Source organism: Paraburkholderia suaedae, from assembly GCF_040812055.1.
In the GTDB taxonomy this organism is placed as follows: Bacteria; Pseudomonadota; Gammaproteobacteria; order Burkholderiales; family Burkholderiaceae; genus Paraburkholderia.
This window is the reverse complement of record NZ_JBFOAH010000001.1, coordinates 192,250-213,196: the sequence shown is the minus strand read 5'-3', so window position 1 is coordinate 213,196 and position 20,947 is coordinate 192,250. Positions and strand designations below refer to the sequence as shown.

Annotated in this window: 20 protein-coding genes and 1 tRNA gene; 7 read left to right on the top strand and 14 right to left on the bottom strand. The window is 63.0% G+C overall.

Translation table 11 applies throughout. The features are described 5' to 3' along the window. Positions 1-76 precede the first annotated feature (76 nt). Positions 77-199, top strand: a complete 123-nt coding sequence (locus ABQJ48_RS00885) for a hypothetical protein (protein WP_367835343.1) — start codon at positions 77-79, stop codon at positions 197-199. A gap of 198 nt (positions 200-397) precedes the next feature. Here ABQJ48_RS00885 and ABQJ48_RS00880 read toward each other — a convergent pair whose 3' ends face one another. From ABQJ48_RS00880 to cysS, 12 genes are all read right to left on the bottom strand, one after another. Then, the gene (locus ABQJ48_RS00880) at positions 398-745 is read right to left on the bottom strand and encodes a hypothetical protein (RefSeq protein WP_367835341.1); all 348 of its coding nucleotides are present in this window, start codon (positions 743-745) and stop codon (positions 398-400) included. Between the two features lie 305 nt (positions 746-1,050). Continuing rightward, entirely contained in the window at positions 1,051-1,812 is a 762-nt protein-coding gene (locus ABQJ48_RS00875; RefSeq protein ID WP_367835339.1) for an IclR family transcriptional regulator, read from the bottom strand. 136 nt (positions 1,813-1,948) lie between these two features. After that, complete coding sequence (locus ABQJ48_RS00870) at positions 1,949-2,701, bottom strand: amino acid ABC transporter ATP-binding protein (protein WP_367835338.1); 753 nt, start codon at positions 2,699-2,701, stop codon at positions 1,949-1,951. Next, positions 2,698-3,348, bottom strand: a complete 651-nt coding sequence (locus ABQJ48_RS00865) for an amino acid ABC transporter permease (protein ID WP_367835337.1) — start codon at positions 3,346-3,348, stop codon at positions 2,698-2,700. The genes ABQJ48_RS00870 and ABQJ48_RS00865 overlap by 4 nt, the downstream gene beginning before the upstream one ends. Positions 3,349-3,369: 21 nt before the next feature. After that, positions 3,370-4,086: an amino acid ABC transporter permease gene (locus tag ABQJ48_RS00860; protein WP_367835336.1), complete on the bottom strand. Its 717-nt coding sequence runs from the start codon at positions 4,084-4,086 to the stop codon at positions 3,370-3,372. Positions 4,087-4,124: 38 nt separating this feature from the next. After that, positions 4,125-4,958, bottom strand: a complete 834-nt coding sequence (locus ABQJ48_RS00855) for an ABC transporter substrate-binding protein (RefSeq protein WP_367835334.1) — start codon at positions 4,956-4,958, stop codon at positions 4,125-4,127. A gap of 604 nt (positions 4,959-5,562) precedes the next feature. After that, positions 5,563-5,656, bottom strand: a tRNA-Ser gene (locus ABQJ48_RS00850). A 180-nt stretch (positions 5,657-5,836) separates the two neighbouring features. Next, positions 5,837-7,087 carry an aspartate kinase gene (locus tag ABQJ48_RS00845; RefSeq protein ID WP_367835333.1) on the bottom strand — a complete coding sequence of 417 codons (1,251 nt, stop codon included), beginning with the start codon at positions 7,085-7,087 and terminating at the stop codon, positions 5,837-5,839. Between the two features lie 385 nt (positions 7,088-7,472). Beyond that, the gene (gene tilS / locus ABQJ48_RS00840) at positions 7,473-8,948 is read right to left on the bottom strand and encodes a tRNA lysidine(34) synthetase TilS (protein ID WP_367835331.1); all 1,476 of its coding nucleotides are present in this window, start codon (positions 8,946-8,948) and stop codon (positions 7,473-7,475) included. 48 nt (positions 8,949-8,996) lie between these two features. Next, on the bottom strand, positions 8,997-9,968 hold the full coding sequence (locus ABQJ48_RS00835) for an acetyl-CoA carboxylase carboxyltransferase subunit alpha (protein ID WP_367835329.1): 972 nt from the start codon (positions 9,966-9,968) through the stop codon (positions 8,997-8,999). Between the two features lie 124 nt (positions 9,969-10,092). Continuing rightward, the gene (locus ABQJ48_RS00830; RefSeq protein ID WP_367835328.1) at positions 10,093-11,145 is read right to left on the bottom strand and encodes an endonuclease III domain-containing protein; all 1,053 of its coding nucleotides are present in this window, start codon (positions 11,143-11,145) and stop codon (positions 10,093-10,095) included. A 47-nt stretch (positions 11,146-11,192) separates the two neighbouring features. Continuing rightward, positions 11,193-12,590 (bottom strand): cysteine--tRNA ligase, encoded by a 1,398-nt coding sequence (gene cysS, locus ABQJ48_RS00825; protein ID WP_367835326.1) that lies wholly within the window; start codon positions 12,588-12,590, stop codon positions 11,193-11,195. Positions 12,591-12,820: 230 nt separating this feature from the next. Between cysS and ABQJ48_RS00820 the strand changes: the two genes are divergently transcribed. From ABQJ48_RS00820 to ABQJ48_RS00805, 4 genes are all read left to right on the top strand, one after another. After that, positions 12,821-13,630: a tetratricopeptide repeat protein gene (locus ABQJ48_RS00820; RefSeq protein ID WP_367835325.1), complete on the top strand. Its 810-nt coding sequence runs from the start codon at positions 12,821-12,823 to the stop codon at positions 13,628-13,630. Positions 13,631-13,717: 87 nt separating this feature from the next. Further along, entirely contained in the window at positions 13,718-14,299 is a 582-nt protein-coding gene (locus tag ABQJ48_RS00815; RefSeq protein WP_367835324.1) for a peptidylprolyl isomerase, read from the top strand. Between the two features lie 152 nt (positions 14,300-14,451). Then, positions 14,452-14,946, top strand: coding sequence for a peptidylprolyl isomerase (locus ABQJ48_RS00810; protein ID WP_367835322.1), 495 nt, complete (start codon positions 14,452-14,454; stop codon positions 14,944-14,946). Positions 14,947-14,982: 36 nt separating this feature from the next. Further along, complete coding sequence (locus ABQJ48_RS00805) at positions 14,983-15,780, top strand: UDP-2,3-diacylglucosamine diphosphatase (protein ID WP_367835321.1); 798 nt, start codon at positions 14,983-14,985, stop codon at positions 15,778-15,780. Positions 15,781-15,975: 195 nt separating this feature from the next. On the opposite strand, the gene cysE is transcribed toward ABQJ48_RS00805, so the two are convergent. Both cysE and ABQJ48_RS00795 read right to left on the bottom strand, forming a co-directional pair. After that, positions 15,976-16,827: a serine O-acetyltransferase gene (gene cysE, locus ABQJ48_RS00800; protein ID WP_367835320.1), complete on the bottom strand. Its 852-nt coding sequence runs from the start codon at positions 16,825-16,827 to the stop codon at positions 15,976-15,978. A 180-nt stretch (positions 16,828-17,007) separates the two neighbouring features. After that, on the bottom strand, positions 17,008-17,853 hold the full coding sequence (locus ABQJ48_RS00795; RefSeq protein ID WP_367835953.1) for an RNA methyltransferase: 846 nt from the start codon (positions 17,851-17,853) through the stop codon (positions 17,008-17,010). A gap of 490 nt (positions 17,854-18,343) precedes the next feature. On the opposite strand from ABQJ48_RS00795, the gene ABQJ48_RS00790 reads away from it, so the two are divergent. After that, complete coding sequence (locus ABQJ48_RS00790; RefSeq protein WP_367835318.1) at positions 18,344-19,147, top strand: inositol monophosphatase family protein; 804 nt, start codon at positions 18,344-18,346, stop codon at positions 19,145-19,147. A 469-nt stretch (positions 19,148-19,616) separates the two neighbouring features. Then, positions 19,617-20,915, top strand: a complete 1,299-nt coding sequence (gene lplT, locus ABQJ48_RS00785) for a lysophospholipid transporter LplT (protein ID WP_367835317.1) — start codon at positions 19,617-19,619, stop codon at positions 20,913-20,915. Positions 20,916-20,947 lie beyond the last annotated feature (32 nt).

Genomic DNA, 20,947 nt, shown 5'->3' with positions numbered 1-20,947 from the left:
TACCGAATTAATCCGCGCAGTCGCGCCTGGGCAGCGGGCATCCTTCGCGCGGCGAGCCGGCCGTCCGGTAGTTCGCATGGACTTTCTCGCTGACGAACGTCGGGTGCTGGCAGGCCTGTCGTTGAACCGTTCGATTGCATACGGGATCGCGCAGCCATCAGTGCGGGTGTTCGGAGGGATGGCGCCTGCGGTCGAATGAATAATGCACGCGCGGGTCTCGGGCTGCACGATGGCGTCCCTGTTTGATTGATGCGCTTGCTATCGATGCGCCCGCTCTAGCGCTGGTCTCGGAGCGAGATTGAGCCCGCGTGTGAGCCGGCAACGAAAAACCGCCCTTTCGGGCGGCTTTTCGATTTGCGACGCCAGCCTGATCGCGCCGCACGGCTCGCCGTACTGCTTAGTGCCAGCCGCGATGATTGTCGTAGTGGTCCCGACCGTAGTTGCCGTGGCCCTGAGGATGATGGCGATACCAGTCGTCACGCGCCCAGTAGCGGCGGCCGTCCCAATAGCGGTCGCCATGCCAGCCGACCACGATCGACGGACCGCCGTAGTACACGGGCGCCGGTTGATAAACGACAGGCGGCGGCGGGGGCGGCGGCGGTGCATAGACGGGCGCCGGCGCAACGTAGACCGGTGCTGGAATGCCGATATTGACGCCTACGTTCAGGCCAGAGGCCATAGCAGCACCCGATGCGCTCAACGTCAAGACCCCGATCAGAAACGGAACAAAACGAGCGGACTTCATTGATCACCCTTTTGAAGAATGTGTTGTTGGTCCGAAAAATATAGCGCAACGCGCGTCGCGGGATATTTCAAGTTTGTAATAACTGACGCGCAACATCCCGCCGGCCGCCGAGCGGTTACTTTTGCTTACATGGGACACCTTTTGCTAACGCCGCCCCTGGAGCGAATGCGGGGGGCCGGCGGCAGGACGCCGTTGGTCATTGCCAATGTCGATGTCGAATCGAAGGGGCTTGAACGCCCGCCGCGTTCCGACGCATCGTGGCGGCGGCCCAGGAAGCAAACGGCGACATGCGAGCCGTTATACACCTATAAACGGGCATACGGTTGCGATAACGCCTTCGACGACTTGATCAGATCGGCGAGCATGGACGCGCGCTTCTCGGCATTCGTATCCCGGCTCGTCATGAAACACAGCGCTGCGACCGGTAGACCGGCACGGTCGCGTATAGGCGCCGCCATGCAAAGCCGAAAAGTATTCGACAGACCCTCCGTGCAACAGTAGCCCTGCTCGGCGGCCCGTTCCACATCGGCAATAAAGTCCTCGAATTCGACGCGTCTGCCGTTGTCGAGAATAAAGTCTTCGTCGGGAATCAAGCCGCGAATTTCGTCCGCCCGCATATGGGCGAGCAGCAGGCGGCCCGAAGCGGTCCATGGAATCGGCACTTTCACGCCGATGTCGGAACTGATGTTGAACGGCCGCGAACTGTTCTCCGAAAGGACCACGGTATATTTGTTGCCTTCGAGCATACACAGCTGCGCGGTCTCGTCATGCGTGCGCACGAGCGCCAGGATCGCCTGGTGCGCGCGGCTGATCAGATCGTTGTGGACCGCGTAGTCCGAGCCGTAGTAGTGCATCTCGCGGCCGAAAAACACGCTGCCGTCCGGCGTTGTTTCGAGCCATCCCGCTTCGGTAAGCATGGTGACCAGCTCGTAGATACTCGAGCGTGGCGCGCCGGTCGCTTCGATCAGTTCGCGCATCGTCATCGGCCGCCGCGCGATATGCAACTGCTTGAGAATGCCGATGACGCGGTCCACTCCCCTGGCCCTCGATGATTCCGGTGCAGACATTCCTTGAACTCCGTCGGCGAATAGGGATCGCAGTTAATCTTCGCTGTTGCTTTTTTTGTGACGCGAGTTTCGCGTGAGCAGCGACGCGTGGCCCACGCTGCGGCTCGCCGACGCCTGACGCAATGTCCCGGGGGACTCAATGGTCCAGCACACGATGGAGGAACTGGCGCGTGCGTTCGTTCTGCGGGTTCACGAAAATCTCGTCGGGAGCGCCCTGTTCAGCGATGACACCCTTATCCATGAAGACGACGCGGTCGGCCGTCTTGCGCGCAAAGCCCATCTCGTGCGTGACAACGACCATGGTCATCCCGTCGCGCGCCAGTCCGCGCATGACCTCCGTGACTTCGCCGACGAGTTCCGGGTCCAGAGCGGAGGTAGCTTCGTCGAAGAACATGATGCCCGGCTCGACGGCCAACGCTCTTGCGATCGCGACGCGCTGCTGCTGCCCGCCCGAGAGCTGGCTGGGGTAGTGATCCGCCCGATCGGCAAGACCCACCCGCTCGAGCGCCTCCATCCCACGCTTTTTTGCGTCCGCCGCGTTCATCTTGCGTGCCTTGATCAGCGCGAGCGTCACGTTGCCAAGCGCGCTCTTATGCGGAAACAGGTTGAACTGCTGGAACACCATACCGACATGACCGCGAATCTCCCTAGCCCGACGCGCATCGTGCAGCGGTACTTCGTTGACCCAGACTTCACCCGTGTCGGCCGTTTCCAGACCGCTCATGATGCGCAGCACCGTGCTCTTTCCCGATCCCGATGCACCGATCAGCACGAGCACTTCGCCCGGCCGCACCTCGAGGTTGATCTCCCTGAGGACCTGCGTAGCGCCAAACGACTTGCTCACGCCGGCAAGGTTGATGATGGGCTTCGACGTAGTGACAGTGGTCATGACAGTACGCTCCTTCTTCGGTCATGGTGGCGCACCCACTGCGACAGTGGAAAGCACACGATGAAATACAGCACGGCAACGAGTCCATAAATCTCCACCGGCTTGCCGACCCGGTCGACGATGGCTTGACCGCCATGCATCAGTTCCGACATGCCGATCATGCTGACGATGGAGGTATCCTTGATCAGCGACAAATACTGGCCGATGAGCGGCGGCAACACGATCTTTCCCGTTTGCGGCAGGATCACCGAAAAGAACGCCTGGGTCTTGCTCAGGCCGAGAATCTGCGCGACCTCCCACTGGCCTTTCGGCACGGCCTCGATGCCGGAACGGAACACTTCGGCAATGTAGGCGCCTTGATAGACACTCAAGCCCAGGGCACCCGCTGCGAACACATCGATTGCGTAGCCGAAGTACGACACGCCGAAGTAAATGAACATCAGCGTGATGAGCACCGGCGTGCCACGAAACAGCTCGGTATAGAGCTTTGCGATGCGCGGCGTGCCCCAGGGTCCGAATGAGCGCAATACGGCCGCCACGAGGCCGATCAACGTTCCACCGACGATCGACGCCGCGGACAGAAGCAGTGTCGCGAGCAGGCCCTGAAACAGGATTGCCAGACTCGTCATTAACAATTCGCTCGACATGTTCGATCTCCTGTTGAGCGCTTACGTACGATCGGCCTGACGCGCGAGAAAGAACGGCCGGCCCGTGCGCTTTTTCATGAGAAGCGGCGGATGGAAGATGCGCACGCCGATCTGGTCCGCCAGCCACGACAGCAGATTGCTCAAGAACAGATAGGCAATCAGCGTGATCGAGAAAGTCTGGATATAGAGCAGCGTGCGCGCGTTGATCACCGTCGCCGTTCCGCTCAGCTCCGGCAACGCGATGGCCGAGAGCAGCGACGTGCCGAGCAGCAACTGGATCAGGTTGTTGACGATCGCCGGATAGACGGCGCGCGCGGCCTGTGGCAGCACCACTTCGACGAAGATCTGCGAACGTTCCAGACCCAGGATCGACGCGGCTTCGAGCTGCCCTCGCGGCACCGACTGGATACCGGCACGAAACACTTCGGCCAGATATGCGCCGACATTCACGCCTAGCGCGATGACGCCTGCCGAATAGGCATTGAGGCCGATGCCGAGCGATGGCAATCCGAAGAACACAATGAAGATCTGCAGCAGCACCGGCGTATTGCGGATCGCTTCGATATACACCCCGGCGATCGCTCGCAGCAGCCTGACGCGCGATGTGCTCGCCAGCGCCGTGAGCAAGCCGAGCAGCATCGCGAGAGCGAAAGCCAGTAGCGTGACCTGCAGCGTCAGCCACGCCGCGCGAAGGAAATCGCTCCAATAACCCGCAAGGGTCACCCATTCATAGCTCATGGTTCCTCCGTCAGTCGAGCAGCGCGGCGCTCACCGGTTCAGTACTGCGGATTGAGCGGAAAACGCGGCTCCGCGCCAAACCACTTCTTGTACAACTGTGCGTTCTGCTTCGATGCGTTGACGTTGAACAGGAACAGGTTCAGGTAGTTGAGCCACCCCTGATCCCCGGCCTTGACGCCGAACGCGTTGTATTCGAGCGGAACCAGCGCTTCGTTCGTGACGGTCAGGGCCGGATCGAGCGATGCCTGATAGGCGAGAAAGTTGTTGTCCTCGATCATCGCATCGGCCTGGCCCTGCTTCACCGCGAGGATGGCCGCTTGCGAGCTGTCGAATTCCTGAATTTTCACCTGCATGTTCAGCGAGCGCACTTCGTCGCCATTCGTCGAACCCTTGACCGTCGCAATGGTGCGGTTCGACATGTCGTTGATGGACTTGATGCCGCTGCTCTTCTTGACCAGCAGCGCCTCGCTCGCGACCACATAGGGATTCGTGAACGCAATTTCCTTTGCCCGCTCGAGGTTGCGGGTGAAGTTGCAGAACACCACGTCGACCTTGCTGGTTTGCAGATTCGGAATGCGGTTCGCGCTCGTCGTGTTCACGACCTCGAGCTTGACGCCCATCTGCTTCGCCAGTTCTTTCGCCAGGTCGACGTCGTAGCCATCAGGTTGGCCGTCCTTGTTGTAGAAACCGAATGGTGCAAATGTCAAACAGTCGCCCACGCGTAGCGTGCCGCGTTGCAGAACTTGCTTGAGCGTCGAGTCGGCGGCCACGCCCTGCTCTGGCGCGGCAACTTTGGTGCAGCCGGCAAGCACCAACAGACCGGCTGCGGCGATTAGACAAGTGAACCTGGCGCGTTCCCTGAAGAGTCTCATTTTTAGTCCCGATCCGATTGAAAAGCGAATGCGTGTATGAAGAGCGGCGGTCGACGATAGCTGGGTGAGGTTTCTCCGATCGAGGACATCGAAGCGATCGCACGGCGGCATCCGGCTGTCCGATATATCGGAGTCTTGTCCGACACAACAGATAGAGCGCAGTGTTTCACGGGAAAAAATTCGTTGCAATCGGGTATACACGGAGATGGATCCACGCTTCCCATGGTCGCTTTCGTCAATGACAGACGTGCTCGGAGAAATTAGCGCGGCATGCGCGCAAGATTGCTTCCTGGTTGGCAGCCACTTGATATGGACGCCGAAATATATGTCGGGGCTGTGGGATGCGCCGTCACCGGCAACTTTTCGCCCTGCGTCTCAAAGCGGCGAACAGGCTGACCATCGCAACTCGTGTGCGATTCGAGGCTGTCGCGAGAGTGGCCAGCATCCGCTGCTGGACCGGTGCAAGTGTGCTGGCTTCACCGCTAGCGAATGAAATGACCCGCTGAAATGAAACATCGAGCGTTTCGGTAGGCGCGCTGCGAGTCACCGCCGAAAAACAAAAACCCCGCAGAGCCGAGACTCTGCGGGGTTCCACCGCCATCACTGGCGGAGACGGAGGGATTCGAACCCTCGATCCAGGTTTTGGCCCAGATGCTCCCTTAGCAGGGGAGTGCCTTCGACCTCTCGGCCACGTCTCCCAAACTTTCTGTCGCACAGGGAGTCAGTGCGACGAAGCCAAGATAATAGCGGGCCGAACCGCCAAGGTCAATGTCTGACGAACACTTTTTGTGCCAGCCCGGTCATAGCGGAGGCAGTTCCTTCACATTGGCCGTGCAAAACAAAAGGGGCGCCTCGCAGCGCCCCGTAGTTCATGCCATTTATGCCTGATCGAGATCGAACGCCTTATGCAGCGCGCGCACGGCGAGCTCCATGTACTTCTCGTCGATCAATACGGAAATCTTTATTTCGGATGTCGAGATCATCTGGATGTTGATGCCCTCTTCCGACAGCGTGCGGAACATCGTGCTCGCGATGCCGACGTGCGAACGCATGCCGACGCCAACCACCGACACCTTCGACACCTTCGGATCGCCGAGCACCTGTTCGGCCTGCACGTGGCCCTTCACCTGGCCGGTGAGGATGTCCATCGCGCGCTGATAGTCGCCGCGGCCAACCGTGAACGTGAAGGCCGTCTTGCCTTCGACGCTCTGGTTCTGGATGATCATGTCGACGTCGATATTGGCGTCCGCCACCGGGCCGAGAATCTGATACGCGATGCCCGGCTTGTCGGGCACACCCATCACGGCGATACGAGCTTCGTCGCGCTGAAACGCGATGCCCGAGATGACTGCTTTTTCCATGGTCTCGTCTTCTTCAAAAGTAATCAGGGTTCCCGACTTCATCTCAGCGTCGAGCGGCGTCAGCGGATCGGTCAGGCTGGACAGCACACGCGTCTTCACCTGATATTTGCCGGCGAATTCCACCGAGCGGATCTGCAGCACCTTCGAACCCAGGCTGGCCATTTCCAGCATTTCTTCGAACGTCACGCGATCGAGCCGCCGCGCTTCTTCGACCACGCGCGGGTCGGTCGTATATACGCCGTCGACGTCCGTGTAAATCAGGCACTCATCCGCTTTCAACGCCGCCGCGACCGCGACCGCCGAGGTGTCCGAGCCGCCGCGGCCGAGCGTGGTGATGTGGCCGTCCGGGTCGATGCCCTGGAAGCCGGTGATCACCACCACCTTGCCGGCGTCGAGGTCACGCAGCACACGCTCGCCGTCGATCTCGCTGATGCGCGCTTTGGTGAACGCGCTGTCCGTCCTGACCGGCACTTGCCAGCCGGCATAGCTGACCGCCTCGACGCCGGCTTCCTGCAGCGCGATGGCGAGCAGTCCCGAGCTGACCTGCTCGCCGGTGGCGGCGATCATATCGAGTTCGCGAGGGCTCGGTTGAGTCGTGATTTCTTTCGCGAGCCCGAGCAAGCGGTTGGTTTCGCCGGACATCGCCGACGGCACGACGACCATCTTGTGGCCGGCCTTGTGCCATTTCGCAACGCGCGTGGCGACGTTCTTGATGCGCTCGACGGAGCCCATCGAAGTGCCGCCGTATTTATGTACGATGAGTGCCATTGTCGTTCTGAACTGGAGGAGAAACCGCGCTGGCGCGCTGGAGACACCCGCACATAAGCACAGCAAGCGCAACGTCTCGTGAACGACGGCAGAGTGTGTGGCGGCGTAAATGCAGCGCGCGTGCAACACGCGCGGATTTGCCCGGAAATAATCGCTAGTGGCTTAACGGAAACGACGGATCACGCGCGCAAACCGGCGACAGCGACAAAAGCGACGGCGAAATCGGGTCGGGCAAACACGTAAACCTACCCGATCAGGGGCAAAAAGACAAGCCGCGCCGGCCCTCGGAACGCGCGGAACCGGCGCTGCAAAGTCCTGTTGCGTGCGGTTTGACGCGTTCTTTCGAGACTCGCCGCGTCGCTCGCCGAACAGTCCGACCGGCCGGTCAGACGATCAGCACATCTTCGCGCCAGATGATCCGAATGCGCGCTTCCCCGGCGTCCGCGAGGCCGGTTAGCGCGGCGCGATTTATGCCGAGAAGCGGCACGAACAGCAATTCGTCGCCGACGTAAAGCAGTGGCACATCGCGCTTCCACGCGGCAATGCCGCGCTCCTGAAACAGGTTCTTCAAGGTCCGCTTCGGCGCGCTGGGCGACTCGGCGATGCGCATTCGTTCGCCGCCGCTGCGCGATCGTGCGCTCAACAATGCGCGTCGCAGGACGACGACCGGGACCGTGTCGGAAGTGGATGCGACGGCGTTCGCATGCAGGGCGGCGCCTTCATTGGCCGTTGCATCATCCACTGGGGCAAACACGAACGTGCCCCGCCATTGGGGCAAATGCCACACGGACTCCCCCTGCCACGCGAGTTCGCTGATCTCGCGCGTGGCGAGCGCAGTTTCGTCGGCGGGATCGCTGCTGTCTCCCGCTTCCCAATAGACGAGGCCGCGATAGCTGCGCAGCGCATGCCCCGCATGATCGACCCGCAAACGATGACCCTCGCCCGCGGCGCTCACTTCGCGCAGTTGGCGCAACGCGTCGGTCAGGCGCGCGCTCGATGCCGCCGCCAGCCCCAATGTGCGCATCCAGTAGCGCAGCAGGTTGAGCGCGCGATCGTCGTCGAGTGCGAGCAGCGCGCTCAGCGACAGTGCACGCGCTTCGTCCACGGCCGTCCCATCCATGTCGAGGCGCGCGAGCGCGTCGAGCAAGCGCTGCGCCGATGCCGCGTGCGCGGCCGTGCGCGCGAGCGCGTCGCGAAAGCCGGGAAAGTGCACGGTCAGTGCCGGCGTCACCTCGTGACGCAATGCATTGCGAGCGTAGCGGGTGTCCGCGTTCGACTCGTCGTCGATCCAGTGCAAAGCGCGCTCGCTCGCGTATTGCTCGAGTTGTGCGCGCAACAGGTGAAGCAATGGCCGCACGCGCCTCGCGCACGTCCCCGCGACGAGAAAGTCGGGGGCCATCGCCGCAAGACCCGCCAGACCGGCGCCGCGCAGCAATTGCAGCAATACGGTTTCCGCCTGGTCGTCCGCGTGTTGCGCGAGCCATAGCGTAGACACGCCGCGCGTCGCACACATTGCATCCAACGCACGATAACGCGCATCGCGCGCGGTGGCCTCGACACTCGCGCCGGCCCCGCGCGGCACATCGACGCGCCGCGCGTCGAATTCGACCGCGCGCTCGCGCGCAAACGCGTGACAATGCGCGAGCCAGGCATCGGCATTGGGACTCAGTCCGTGATGCACATGCAGCGCGACACAACGCGATGCGCCCGCGACCCGCACCGCGGCATCGAGCAATACCGTGGAATCGACGCCGCCGCTGAATGCCACCGCAATACGCGCGCTCGCAGGCAGCGCGGACAGCGCTAGGCCGACCGCCTCGATGACGAGGCGCTCGGCGGGCGAATCGGGGGTGGTGGTCACGTTGCTAGCGCGTGAAGCGCCAAGGGTCGAAAGAGAACGCGCGCGGGCTCATGCGCCCGGCTTCGTTTCCTTGAACTTGCCGTACGACATCAACCGTTCGAAACGGCGTTGACGCAGGTCGTTGATGCTCATGCCCTGGAACTGCCGCAGCGAATCGGAGAGCGCGCGGCGCAGCATGGCGGCCATGCCCTTCGGATCGCGATGCGCGCCGCCAAGCGGCTCGTTGACGATCTTGTCGATCAGTCCCAGCGCCTTCAGACGATGCGCAGTCAGCCCGAGCGCTTCAGCGGCTTCCGGCGCTTTCGCGGCGCTCTTCCAGAGAATCGATGCACAGCCTTCCGGCGAAATCACCGAATAGGTCGAGAACTGCAGCATCAGCACACTGTCGCCGACAGCGATAGCGAGCGCGCCGCCCGAACCGCCCTCACCGATGATGGTCGCGATCAGCGGCGTCTTGAGTTCCGCCATCACATACAGATTACGACCGATCGCTTCGGACTGGCCGCGCTCTTCTGCGCCGATGCCAGGATACGCGCCGGGCGTGTCGATGAAGGTGAAGATCGGCAGGCTGAATTTTTCGGCCAGACGCATCAGACGCTCGGCCTTGCGATAGCCTTCGGGACGCGGCATGCCGAAGTTGCGCAGCGCGCGCTCCTTGGTGTCGCGGCCCTTCTGATGACCGATCACCATGCAGGCCTGGCCATTGAAACGCGCAAGGCCGCCGACGATCGACAGGTCGTCCGCATAGTTGCGGTCGCCGTGCAGTTCGTGGAAATCGGTGAACAGTTCGCTCACGTAGTCGAACGTGTACGGACGCTGCGGATGACGGGCAATTTGCGAAACCTGCCACGGCGTCAGGTTGGCATACAGGTCTTTGGTGAGTTGTTGACTCTTCTTGGACAGCCGCTCGATTTCTTCCGAAATATCGACGGCCGAATCGTCCTGCACGAAGCGCAATTCTTCGATCTTCGCTTCGAGTTCAGCGATCGGCTGCTCGAAATCCAGAAACGTGGTCTTCATTGGTTGTAATCCTTGGACTTATCGGCAGCGCGTATTCTAACCGCGCGCGCCCATGTCAAAACCATTTCTCAACTATCGGACGTGGACAACCCATAGCGCGCGAAACGGTCTCGCTTCTTGTTTTTCAGTAGTCGACCGGCAACGGATCAAGACTACGCCACATGTACCAGGTGGCGACGGTGCGCCACGGCTCCCAGTTTGCGGCGACCTCGCGCGCTTCACTGCGTGTCACCGGTTCGCCGCTGAAATAATTCACGCTGATCGCACGGATCAGGCCGAGGTCGTCGAGCGGCAGCACGTCGGGCCGCGACAGATTGAAGATCAGGAACATCTCCGCGGTCCAGCGCCCAATGCCGCGAATCTGTGTGAGTTCGGCGATCACCGCTTCGTCTTCCATCGACGTCCACTTGCCGACGTGCAACGCCCCCGAGACGAAATGCTGCGCCAGATCGAGCACGTACTCGGCCTTGCGTTTGGACAGCCCGCATGCGGTCAGCTTGTCCTGGCCAAGCTTGATGAACTGCTGCGGCACCAGCTTCGGACATGCGGCCTCGACCTTGGCCCATGCCGCCTGCGCGGACGCGACCGAGATCTGCTGCCCGACCACCGAGCGCGCGAGCGTGACGAACGGATCGCCACGACTGAGCAGGTGCACCGGGCCGAATTTCGGAATCAGTTTCTTCAGGATACGGTCGCGCTTGACGAGGTCGGCGCAGGCCTTGTCCCAATACGCCGGACGCGTCACTTCGGGCGTGAGGCCGCCGATCTGCACCGGCACCGCGACTTCGCTGGCGCTCGCCGCTTCGCCGCTGGGGCTCGCCGACGCGCGCGTCTTGCGCACCACTTCGCCTGCATTCGCGTCGCGCGCAAGTTGCTGCACGTCGCCTGCGAGTTCGGCCGGCAACGCGCCATTGCTTTTCGCACGCGACGTCGAGGCGCGCGTCGCAGCCGACCCATGCCCCGATGCACCGTTGAGCGCGCGTTTGACTGCTGCTTTTTTCGCTGGCTCCGCCACGGCGCTGGTCAGGGCCTTCGCGCCCCCCCCTGCGGCTTTCGACGATCCTTGCTGTACCGCGCCGTTGCCCCCGCGAGCCGACGTACGTGCCGGCTTTGCCGCGGCTCTCGCGTTTGTTTGAGACGTGGCTCGTTTAGCCGGCGTCTTCGTGGCCGTTGCCATCCTGCCTCCTGCCTGGCGAGTCGATCAGAGGGAAGTACGAGGTGCGCTCACACGCGCCGCCACTCGGTCAACCCGCCGGGTTTGTCTTCAAGTGCAACGCCGGCCTCGAGCAATTCGGCCCGGATCCGGTCTGCTGCTGCATAGTCCTTCGCCTGCTTGGCGGCCACCCGCGCGGCGATCTTCGCTTCGATCGCGGCGGGCTCGAGCGCGCCTTGCGCTGCGGCGCCCGCGGCCTGCTGCAGATATGCACGCGGCTCGCGGCCGAGCAGCCCGATCACCGCGCCGAGCGCGCGCAGTTGACGGGCCAGCGCGGGGTCGCGCGTGCGGTTCACTTCAGTTGCCAACTCGAACAACACCGACACTGCAACCGGTGTGTTGAAGTCGTCGTTCATGGCCGTCTGGAAACGCTGCGCATGCGCTTCGTTCCAGTCGAGTTCCGCGTCGTCCGGCGCGACGTCCTTCAGCGCGGTGTACAAACGCGCGAGTGCGTTGCGAGCGTCGTCGATATGCACGTCGCTATAGTTCAGCGGCGAGCGGTAGTGGGCGCGCGCGATGAAAAAGCGCACGACCTCGGCATCGTACTGCGCGAGCACTTCGCGAATCGTAAAAAAATTATTCAACGACTTCGACATCTTCTCATTGTCGATCTGTACGTAGCCGTTGTGCATCCAATAATTGACGAACCTTTGACCGGTAGCGGCTTCACTTTGGGCAATTTCGTTTTCGTGGTGCGGAAACTGCAGATCCTGGCCGCCGCCATGAAGATCGAACTGTTCGCCGAGCAGCGCGCAACTCATCGCCGAGCATTCGATATGCCAGCCGGGACGGCCGCGCCCATACCTCGAATCCCAGCCGGTGTCGGCGGGTTCCTCGGGCTTGGCCTGCTTCCATAACACGAAGTCGAGCGGGTCCTGTTTGGCGTCGTTGGCCGCGACGCGTTCGCCCGCGCGCAGGTCTTCGAGCGACTTGCCCGACAGCTTGCCGTAGCCCGCGAACTTGCGCACCGCGTAGTTGACATCGCCGTCGCTGGCCTGGTACGCGTAGCCGTTCGCCTCGAGCGTCTCGATCATGCCGAGCATCTGAGGAATAAAGTCGGTGGCGCGCGGCTCGATGTCGGGACGCTGGATGCCGAGCGCGTCCGCATCTTCATGCAAAGCCGCGATGAAGCGGTCGGTCAGCGACTTGATCGTCTCCCCGTTCTCGACGGCGCGACGGATGATCTTGTCGTCGATATCCGTGATGTTGCGCACGTAGGTCACGTCGTAGCCGAGCGTGCGCAGCCAGCGCTGCACGATGTCGAACACGACCATCACCCGCGCATGACCGACGTGACAATAGTCATACACGGTCATCCCGCAGACGTACATCCGCACGGCCCCTTCGCGCAGCGGCACGAAGGTTTGCTTGTCACGCGCGAGCGTGTTGTAGATGCGCAGTGATTCCATAGAGAACGGTGCGTGGGCCGAAAGAAATCCGCATTGTGTTTCATGCGCGCCGCGCCCGCTAACAGAACGGCGGTGCGTCGCATGCAGCAAAACCGGTGCAGCGGGTGCGGCGGTCAGGCTGCGATCAAGGCGGAGACGACCACGAGTGGCGAAAAGACAGTCGGCGGTTCGACGGAACGCACAGACCTTTTGTTAGAATGGGTCGGAGTATAACATCCAGACCCAAGCCTATGAAACCTTCCAGCGGCCGCGCGCGCAGCGCTGCGACCCTCGCCGCGACGGCGCTCCATCGGCTCGTGCGCGGCCTCGTCCGCGGCGCCGCCCATGATGCGACGCGCGCCCTCGCCTTGCGCGTCACCGGCGTCACCGTCGCCGCCGCCCTTGCCGTGCTGCCGGCTACGGCGGTCTACGCGCAGAAGGCCCCGCTCACGCCCCAAGGGCCCGCGGTGCGCGACGACACGCCGGAGGTCGACGCATCCATCGCGCAGAAAAACTGGCAAGCGTCGCTCGCACAACTGGACGCGCGTATCGCGAGCAATCCGCGCGACGCGCAGGCCAGGTTCAAACGCGCGACGGTGCTCGCCCACCTGAATCGCGACGACGAAGCAATCGCCGCGTTCACCGAACTCACGCAGACCTACCCCGAATTGCCCGAGCCGTACAACAACCTGGCGGCGCTTTATGCGAAGCAGGGCAATCTCACCGAAGCACGCGCCGCGCTCGAAACGGCGATCAAGATCAACCCGGGCTACGGCCTCGCCTACGAAAATCTCGGCGACCTGTATCTGCGCATGGCCAACGAAACGTATCGTCGCGCGCAAAGTCTCGGCAAGGCCAGCGCCACGACCACGCAGCGTCTCGCGGACATCCAGAAGATCGTCTCGCCGCCCAGGACGCCTGCGCGACCGAAGCAAGCCGCGGCACCGGTCGACGAGTACACGGATCGCGCGACCGCAAACATGACGCAAACCCCCAGCTTCCAGTTCGGCGGTCCGAACGGGTCACTCGCTATGCCGCCGTATATGGCGCCGTCGCGATAACGCCGGCGCGCTATCGGCATTGCGCGCTTTCGCAGCATTCCAGGCAGCTATTCCAGGCACCACGTTTTCCCAACCCCGAGGATCTTCATGAAATGGTTGATGTTGGCGCTCGGCAGCGCCGCCCTGATCGCAAACGCACCCGCCTTTGCCCAGTCCGGTTCGCAAGCCGCGCATCCGTCCGTGCTGCTCAAGACATCGGAAGGCGACATCCGCGTCGAGTTGTATCCTGAGAAAGCGCCAAAGACGGTCGCCAACTTTCTCGACTATGTGAAGTCCGGCCAGTACAGCGGCACGATCTTCCATCGCGTGATTCCGGGCTTCATGATCCAGGGCGGCGGCTACACCCAAAGCTTCGCGGAGAAGCCCACGCGCGCGCCGATTGCGCTCGAGAGCCGCAACGGTCTGAAGAACGCGGCCGGCACGCTCGCGATGGCGCGCACCAGCGATCCGAATTCGGCCACCGCGCAGTTCTTCATCAACACGGTGGACAACGCCAATCTCGACTATCCGAATCCGGACGGCAACGGTTATGCGGTGTTCGGCAAGGTCACGAGCGGCATGGACGTCGTGAAGAAGATCGAAGCCTCGCCCACCACCACGCGTGGCCCGATGAGCGACGTGCCGAAAACGCCGGTCGTGATCCAGTCGGCTACGCTGCTCGGCAAGTAAGCGAACGCGAGCACAACGAGAGACGCAGCCGAACAGGCACAACAGCGCTCGACTGCGCGCTACTGCACAATCCACGCCCCGGCGCGGTCCGTCGTCAACCCATCACGACTCGCCGCGCCTCTTATCCACCCCGTTCATCAAAGGATTCCATCATGGTTGAACTGCATACGAACCACGGCGTTATCAAACTCGAACTGGACGCTGAAAAGGCGCCGAAGTCGGTCGAGAACTTCCTCAACTACGTGAAGGCTGGCCACTACGACAACACGGTGTTCCACCGGGTGATCGACGGCTTCATGATCCAGGGCGGCGGCTTCGAACCGGGCATGAAGCAAAAGCCGACGGCCGAGCCGATCAACAACGAAGCGAACAACGGCCTGAAAAACGTCAACGGCTCGGTGGCGATGGCGCGCACCAACGACCCGCATTCGGCGACCGCGCAATTTTTCATCAACGTGAACGACAACGACTTCCTGAACCACTCGTCGCCGACGCCGCAGGGCTGGGGCTACGCGGTGTTCGGCAAGGTGGTCGAAGGCATGGATGTGGTCGAAAAGATCAAGAAGGTCAAGACGGGTTCGAAGGGCTTTCATCAGGACGTGCCGGCCGACGACGTCGTGATCGAAAAGGCTGTGATCGTCGACTGAGCGTCGATTCATTCCATCCGGAATCAGGCACCTTCAATGCTGCAAGAAACGCCGCTGCGAAGCGTCGCTGCGGGCGTGCCTGGCGAGGGCAAACGCCCGCACGCCGCACGTCCGTTTTTTTTCCTCTCCGACATTCATTTGAGCGAGGCGATTCCGCGCACGGTCGCCGCGTTCGAACACTTCATTCGGGTCACTGCCGAGCAGGCGGACTCGGTATTCATTCTGGGCGATCTGTTCGAATACTGGGTCGGCGACGACATGCTCGCCGAGCCGTTCGTCGCACGCATGGCGGCGTTGCTGCATACGCTGTCCGAGCGCGGCATCGCGCTCTATCTGATGCACGGTAACCGCGACTTTCTGCTCGGCAAGCGCTTCATGAAAGCGGCCGGCGCGATCTGGCTGCCCGATCCGTTCGTCATCACCGCATTCGGCACACGCGTTGCGCTCGCGCACGGCGACCGGCTGTGCAGCGCGGACCGCGGCTATCAGATGTTCCGGCATGTTGCGCGCAATCGTTTCGCGCAGATGCTGTTTCTCGCGTGGCCGTTTCGCTGGCGGCAGAAGCTCGCGGAGAACATGCGGTCGAAGAGCGAGCATGGCCGCTTGCGGCCTGTCTCGATGAAGTACGACGTGACGCCAAAGGCGGTGGCCGCATTGTTCAAGGCGTCCAGGGCCGCAACCATCATTCACGGACACACGCATCGGCCGGCGCGGCATCGCGAGCCGGGCGGCACACGCTGGGTATTGCCGGATTGGGACCTCGATCACGGGACGCGCCGCGGCGGGTATCTGCGGATCGACGCGGATGGCATCCGGGCGTCGCCACTGGATTGAGATGGGTTCAGGCGCTGCTTGTGTTGCTTCGCGCTCGGGTTGCCTCGTGCGTCGCGTGGCCCAGCCTGTGTTGTGCGAAGCCTGTGGTGTAAAGCCGCTTGTCGTGAAGTGCGGCGTATGCAGCATCAATGCGTTGGTAGTGGGGTGAACGGGCCAGCGCCCGAAGCGCCAGCCTGATGCCTTTACCCCATCAAACTAGCGCTGCGCCACCGCCCCTTCCTCTTTGCCCGCAATCGCTGCCGACAAGCGCCGCAGATCAAGCAGCGCCGCATCCGCACCTGGCAGACCTTCCAGGCTCGTGCCCAATCGTTCGAGCGCGTCGACGATTTCATCGATACGCTTCGCTTGCGCGGCGGCATGGTCGATGAGGCCGTGGATCGCCAGCGACACCGGGTCGTCCGCATTCGGCGTAATGCCGTACGCGCAGAATTCGCTGCGCTGGGTCGCGCGTTTCGCGCCGCGCGAGGCGTCGCCCGGACCGGCGTTGGCGGCGGCCGCCGACGCCATCACCGACGCAACCGACGTTGCCGCCGCCGGCACGATGACCCGCGCCGGATTGCCCACCGCGGTGCCGCGTGCAGGCACCGGCTTCGTAACGACGGCATTCGAGCCGATCTTCGCGTCCGCGCCGATCGTGAAGCCGCCGAGCACCTTCGCCCCTGCGCCGACGATCACCCCGCGTTCCAGGGTGGGGTGCCGCTTCGCGCCGCGCGTGAGCGACGTGCCACCGAGCGTCACGCCCTGATAGATCGTGCAGTCGTCGCCGATCTGCGCGGTTTCGCCGATCACCACACCCATACCGTGATCGATGAACACGCGCCGCCCCACCGTCGCGCCGGGGTGGATTTCAATGCCGGTCATGAAACGCGCCATCTGCGAGATGAAGCGCGCGAGCCAGCGACGCCGCGCCTGCCAACATGCATGCGCGAGCCGGTGCAGCACCAGCGCGTGCAAGCCCGGATAACACGTCAGCACTTCCCATGCACTGCGGGCGGCGGGGTCGCGCTCGCGGATCGTGGCAATGTCTTCGCGAAGTCTCGTGAACATGGCAGGCACTGTGTCGTGGGAAAAAAGACCGCTTGCGCGAAGTGACGCATGACGGCACGGTTGCCGCATAGCACGGCGGTAGGTTTGCTTCGAACGTTTCGGGGATTGTAGGTCGATTGCATGAAACCTGCCGGAAGTCCACGCTGCCGGCAAGGTCGTCGTCAGCGGACGAAGGCGCGGTTAGGATGCATCGTCGCCGGAGCGTTTGGCCTTCAGCAGGATGTGCTTGGCGATGCCACGCACGATGTTCACTTCCTCGCGCTCGAGTCCCGAACGCGCGAAGAGCCGTCGCAGACGCGACATCAGCTTCTTCGGATTGGCCGGATCGAGAAAGCCGATCGCAATGAGCGCGGTCTCCAGATGCGTGAACATGCTTTCGATTTCGTCGCTCGGCGCGCGCGCGCCGGACGGTTCGCCTTCTGCTGCATGTAGCGTCGACATGTTGGCCGCAGAACGTGCCGCTGCCACCGGCTGATGCGCCGACAGATACGTGGTGCGCAGTTCGTATGCCAACACCTGCACGGCCTGCGCGAGATTGAGCGAGCTATAGGCCGGATTGGCCGGGATATGCGCCAGCGCGCTGCAGCGCTCCACGTCCTCGTTCGACAGCCCCGTGCGCTCGTTGCCGAACACCAGCGCGATCTCGCCGTGCAGCGCCTGCTCCTGCGCCACGGCCGCCGCGGCACGCGGCGTCGATTGCGGCGGCCCGTATTCGCGCAGCCGTGCGGTCAGCGCGATCGACCAATGCACGCCTGTCAATGCGTCGGCGAGCGTCGGCACGACGTGCGCGGATGCGAGCACATCGTCGGCGCCGCTCGCCATCGCGATCGCTTCGGGATCGCTTTGCACGTTCGGCACGCGCGGCGACACCAGCACGAGCCGCGAAAACCCCATGGTTTTCAGCGCGCGCGCGGCCGCGCCGACATTGCCCGGATGACTGGGCTCGACGAGCACGAAGCGGGTCGAAGTGAAGCCGGCGCGAAGCTCGGCCACGGCGGGATCGGAAGAATGGTGCGGGTGGTCCACGATGGATTTGTGCATGCTAAAGACGCGTATGGTAGCGCCAACAGCGCGCGGGTTTTGAATTGCCGGCGCTTCTCGATGTGGCAGCCGCTGCGGTTAATGCGGATCACGGGGGAATGCCGGGACGATTGCGATTATTTCGTGGGCGCCATATCGCCATGATGTCGACGGCATTCTGCTGCTCTGCGGCGAACTGCAGTCAGCTACATCGCGGTCCCTCGCCGTCAACACCGGGCGCGGCAGCCGCCCACGCCGCGAACGCTGCCGGGTCGTCCGGACTCAGGTAAAATGCGCCTATTCGCGCCCGGCCTCAGCCCTCTGCTCAGCCGGGCGCCTTGTTCTTATTCAATTCGTCTCCGTCGGCGGAATGCGCACCGGTCCTGTGCCGGGCGGCGTTCCGTGCTGTTTCCGCGCCTCTTCGGGCGCCAGTCGGCGCATCAGCGCTCATTTCCCGGCCAGCAGCCGTGCTGCCCCGGCACAAGGATCCAGTCTCATGCATCCCATGCTCAACATTGCTGTGAAGGCCGCGCGCCGCGCAGCGCAGATCATCAACCGCGCGTCGCTCGACCTCGATCTGCTCCAGGTCAGCAAGAAGCAGCACAACGATTTCGTCACGGAGGTCGACAAAGCGTCCGAAGCGGCGATCATCGACACGCTCAAGACCGCATACCCCGATCACGCAATCCTTGCCGAAGAATCCGGCAAATCGGACAACGACTCGGAATACCAGTGGATCATCGATCCACTCGACGGCACCACGAACTTCATCCACGGCTTCCCGTACTACTGCGTGTCGATCGCGCTCGCGCACAAGGGCATCGTGACGCAGGCAGTGGTCTACGACCCGACCCGCAACGACCTCTACACTGCGTCGCGCGGCCGTGGCGCGTTCCTGAACGATCGCCGCATCCGCGTGGCCAAGCGCGACCGTCTGGCCGACGGTCTGATCGGCACCGGCTTTCCATTCCGTGAAACCGACGGCCTCGAAGCGTACGGCCGACAGTTCGCCGAAATGACCCAGGCGTGCGCGGGCCTGCGCCGCCCGGGCGCAGCCGCGCTCGATCTGGCCAACGTCGCCGCCGGCCGCATGGACGGGTTCTTCGAGCAGGGCCTGAACGCATGGGACGTCGCCGCGGGCAGCCTGCTGATCACGGAAGCCGGCGGGCTCGTCGGCAACTACACCGGCGACTCGGAGTTCCTGCACGTGGGCGAGGTCGTCGCGGGCAATCCGAAGATCTATGCGCAGATGATCCCAGTGCTGTCGCGCTATAGCCGCACGCGCCAGCAAGCGGCTTAAGGCGGCCGGCTGCCGTTGAGGCAGTTATCGGCGTGTGAGCGGTTGGCAGGGATCGCCCTACGCAGGCTGGGTGGTCTTGCTGTCTTGCTGTCTTGCTGTCTTGCTGTCTTGCTGTCTTGCTGTCTTGCGTCTTGCCGTCTTGCGTCTTGCTGTCTTGCTGTCTTGCGGCCCAAACCGCCGATGCGACGTAGCCCGCCTGCACAGTTAAACGGCCAAACGAACGGCGTACGCACAATACGGCCGCTGCGGCGCATACCACCGCACGCAGATCAACCAAGCGGCTTCGGCCGCTTTTTTGTTAGCTGCCCGGCAACCCGCGGACGTTCGTGCTACAAAGCGGGATGCCGCGCCGGCGCGCTGCTTCGCCCGGCTGCGTTTCGCGCGGTCCTCGCTGCGCCTCGCCATCGGCGTTCCCGGGCTCGCCCCGAGCGCGCCGCTCCCCACTCGCGCGCAGCTTGCCATCCACTTCATGAAAAAAGGCTTCTACACCATCATCGCGGCGCAGTTCATTTCGTCGCTCGCGGACAATGCACTGTTGATCGCCGCCATCGCATTGCTTTCCGTGATTCGCTCGGCCGCCTGGGTCACGCCGCTGCTGCAGATTTTGTTTACCGTCTCGTACGTGCTGCTCGCGCCGTTCGTCGGCGCGTTCGCCGACTCGATGCAAAAGCGCCACGTGATGTTCATCTCCAACGCATTGAAGGCGAGCGGCTGTCTGATGATGATCGCCGGCGTCCACCCGATGATCGCCTACGGCGTGGTCGGCTTCGGCGCGGCCGCGTATTCGCCGGCCAAGTACGGCATCCTCACCGAACTGCTGCCCGCCGACAAGCTCGTGAAGGCCAACGCGTGGCTCGAATCGGCGACGGTGCTCTCGACCATCGTCGGCACGATGGTGGGCGGCGCGCTGATCAGCACCTTCGCCGACAAATTCGTCGCTCGCGCGCATCTGCCGTTGATCCGTTCGTCGGCTGACCTGGCGATGTTCGCGGTCATGATCACGTACGCGATCGCCGCCGCAATCAACATCTTCATTCCCGATACCGGCGCCCGTTATCCCAATCGTCTGTCGGAACCCGGGAAACTGGTCGGCGACTTCTACCACTGCTTCAACGTGCTGTGGGCGGACAAGCTTGCGCAGATAGCACTGTGGGTGACGACGCTGATGTGGGGCGGCGCCGTGACGATGCAATTGCTGGTGCTCAAATGGGCAAACGTGAACCTCGGTCTGTCGCTCTCCAAAGCGGCGGTGATGCAGGGCGTCACAGGCCTCGGCATTGCGCTCGGCGCGGGCGCCGCAGCCGCGCTGATTCCGTTGCGCAAATCGCTGCGGGTCTTGCCGGTCGGCATCGTGACCGGCGCGGTGGCGATCGCCATGGCGTTCTACAACAAGGATCTGTTCCCCGCGGGCGCGGGCATTCGCATCGGCTCGTACGTCGCGCCGATTTACATGCTGCTCTCGTATCCGCTGATGGTGCTGCTCGGCGCGCTGTCGGGCTTTTTCATCGTGCCGATGAACGCGATTCTCCAGCATCGCGGCGCGACGCTGCTGTCGGCTGGCCACTCTATCGCCGTGCAGAATTTCAACCAGAACCTCGCGGTGCTGCTGATGCTCGGCGCGTATGCGCTCCTACTCACGGCCAGGATGCCGGCGCAATGGATCATCGTCGTGTTCGGCACTTTCATCACGTTCATGATGTGGCTCGCCAAACGGCGCAGCGCATTGAACGAGCGCAGAGTCAACATACGGGCGATGATCGGCGAATGACGGCTCGCCGGGGAACCGCTGCGGCGTGTTCC

What these genes read in the sequence shown, in the direction of transcription:
- ABQJ48_RS00885 (WP_367835343.1), top strand. Translation starts at nt 77, where the DNA reads ATGGACTTTCTCGCTGACGAACGTCGGGTGCTGGCAGGCCTGTCGTTG.
- ABQJ48_RS00880 (WP_367835341.1), bottom strand. Translation starts at nt 745, where the DNA reads ATGAAGTCCGCTCGTTTTGTTCCGTTTCTGATCGGGGTCTTGACGTTG.
- ABQJ48_RS00875 (WP_367835339.1), bottom strand. Translation starts at nt 1,812, where the DNA reads ATGTCTGCACCGGAATCATCGAGGGCCAGGGGAGTGGACCGCGTCATC.
- ABQJ48_RS00870 (WP_367835338.1), bottom strand. Translation starts at nt 2,701, where the DNA reads ATGACCACTGTCACTACGTCGAAGCCCATCATCAACCTTGCCGGCGTG.
- ABQJ48_RS00865 (WP_367835337.1), bottom strand. Translation starts at nt 3,348, where the DNA reads ATGTCGAGCGAATTGTTAATGACGAGTCTGGCAATCCTGTTTCAGGGC.
- ABQJ48_RS00860 (WP_367835336.1), bottom strand. Translation starts at nt 4,086, where the DNA reads ATGAGCTATGAATGGGTGACCCTTGCGGGTTATTGGAGCGATTTCCTT.
- ABQJ48_RS00855 (WP_367835334.1), bottom strand. Translation starts at nt 4,958, where the DNA reads ATGAGACTCTTCAGGGAACGCGCCAGGTTCACTTGTCTAATCGCCGCA.
- ABQJ48_RS00845 (WP_367835333.1), bottom strand. Translation starts at nt 7,087, where the DNA reads ATGGCACTCATCGTACATAAATACGGCGGCACTTCGATGGGCTCCGTC.
- ABQJ48_RS00835 (WP_367835329.1), bottom strand. Translation starts at nt 9,968, where the DNA reads ATGAAGACCACGTTTCTGGATTTCGAGCAGCCGATCGCTGAACTCGAA.
- ABQJ48_RS00830 (WP_367835328.1), bottom strand. Translation starts at nt 11,145, where the DNA reads ATGGCAACGGCCACGAAGACGCCGGCTAAACGAGCCACGTCTCAAACA.
- cysS (WP_367835326.1), bottom strand. Translation starts at nt 12,590, where the DNA reads ATGGAATCACTGCGCATCTACAACACGCTCGCGCGTGACAAGCAAACC.
- ABQJ48_RS00820 (WP_367835325.1), top strand. Translation starts at nt 12,821, where the DNA reads ATGAAACCTTCCAGCGGCCGCGCGCGCAGCGCTGCGACCCTCGCCGCG.
- ABQJ48_RS00815 (WP_367835324.1), top strand. Translation starts at nt 13,718, where the DNA reads ATGAAATGGTTGATGTTGGCGCTCGGCAGCGCCGCCCTGATCGCAAAC.
- ABQJ48_RS00810 (WP_367835322.1), top strand. Translation starts at nt 14,452, where the DNA reads ATGGTTGAACTGCATACGAACCACGGCGTTATCAAACTCGAACTGGAC.
- ABQJ48_RS00805 (WP_367835321.1), top strand. Translation starts at nt 14,983, where the DNA reads ATGCTGCAAGAAACGCCGCTGCGAAGCGTCGCTGCGGGCGTGCCTGGC.
- cysE (WP_367835320.1), bottom strand. Translation starts at nt 16,827, where the DNA reads ATGTTCACGAGACTTCGCGAAGACATTGCCACGATCCGCGAGCGCGAC.
- ABQJ48_RS00790 (WP_367835318.1), top strand. Translation starts at nt 18,344, where the DNA reads ATGCATCCCATGCTCAACATTGCTGTGAAGGCCGCGCGCCGCGCAGCG.
- lplT (WP_367835317.1), top strand. Translation starts at nt 19,617, where the DNA reads ATGAAAAAAGGCTTCTACACCATCATCGCGGCGCAGTTCATTTCGTCG.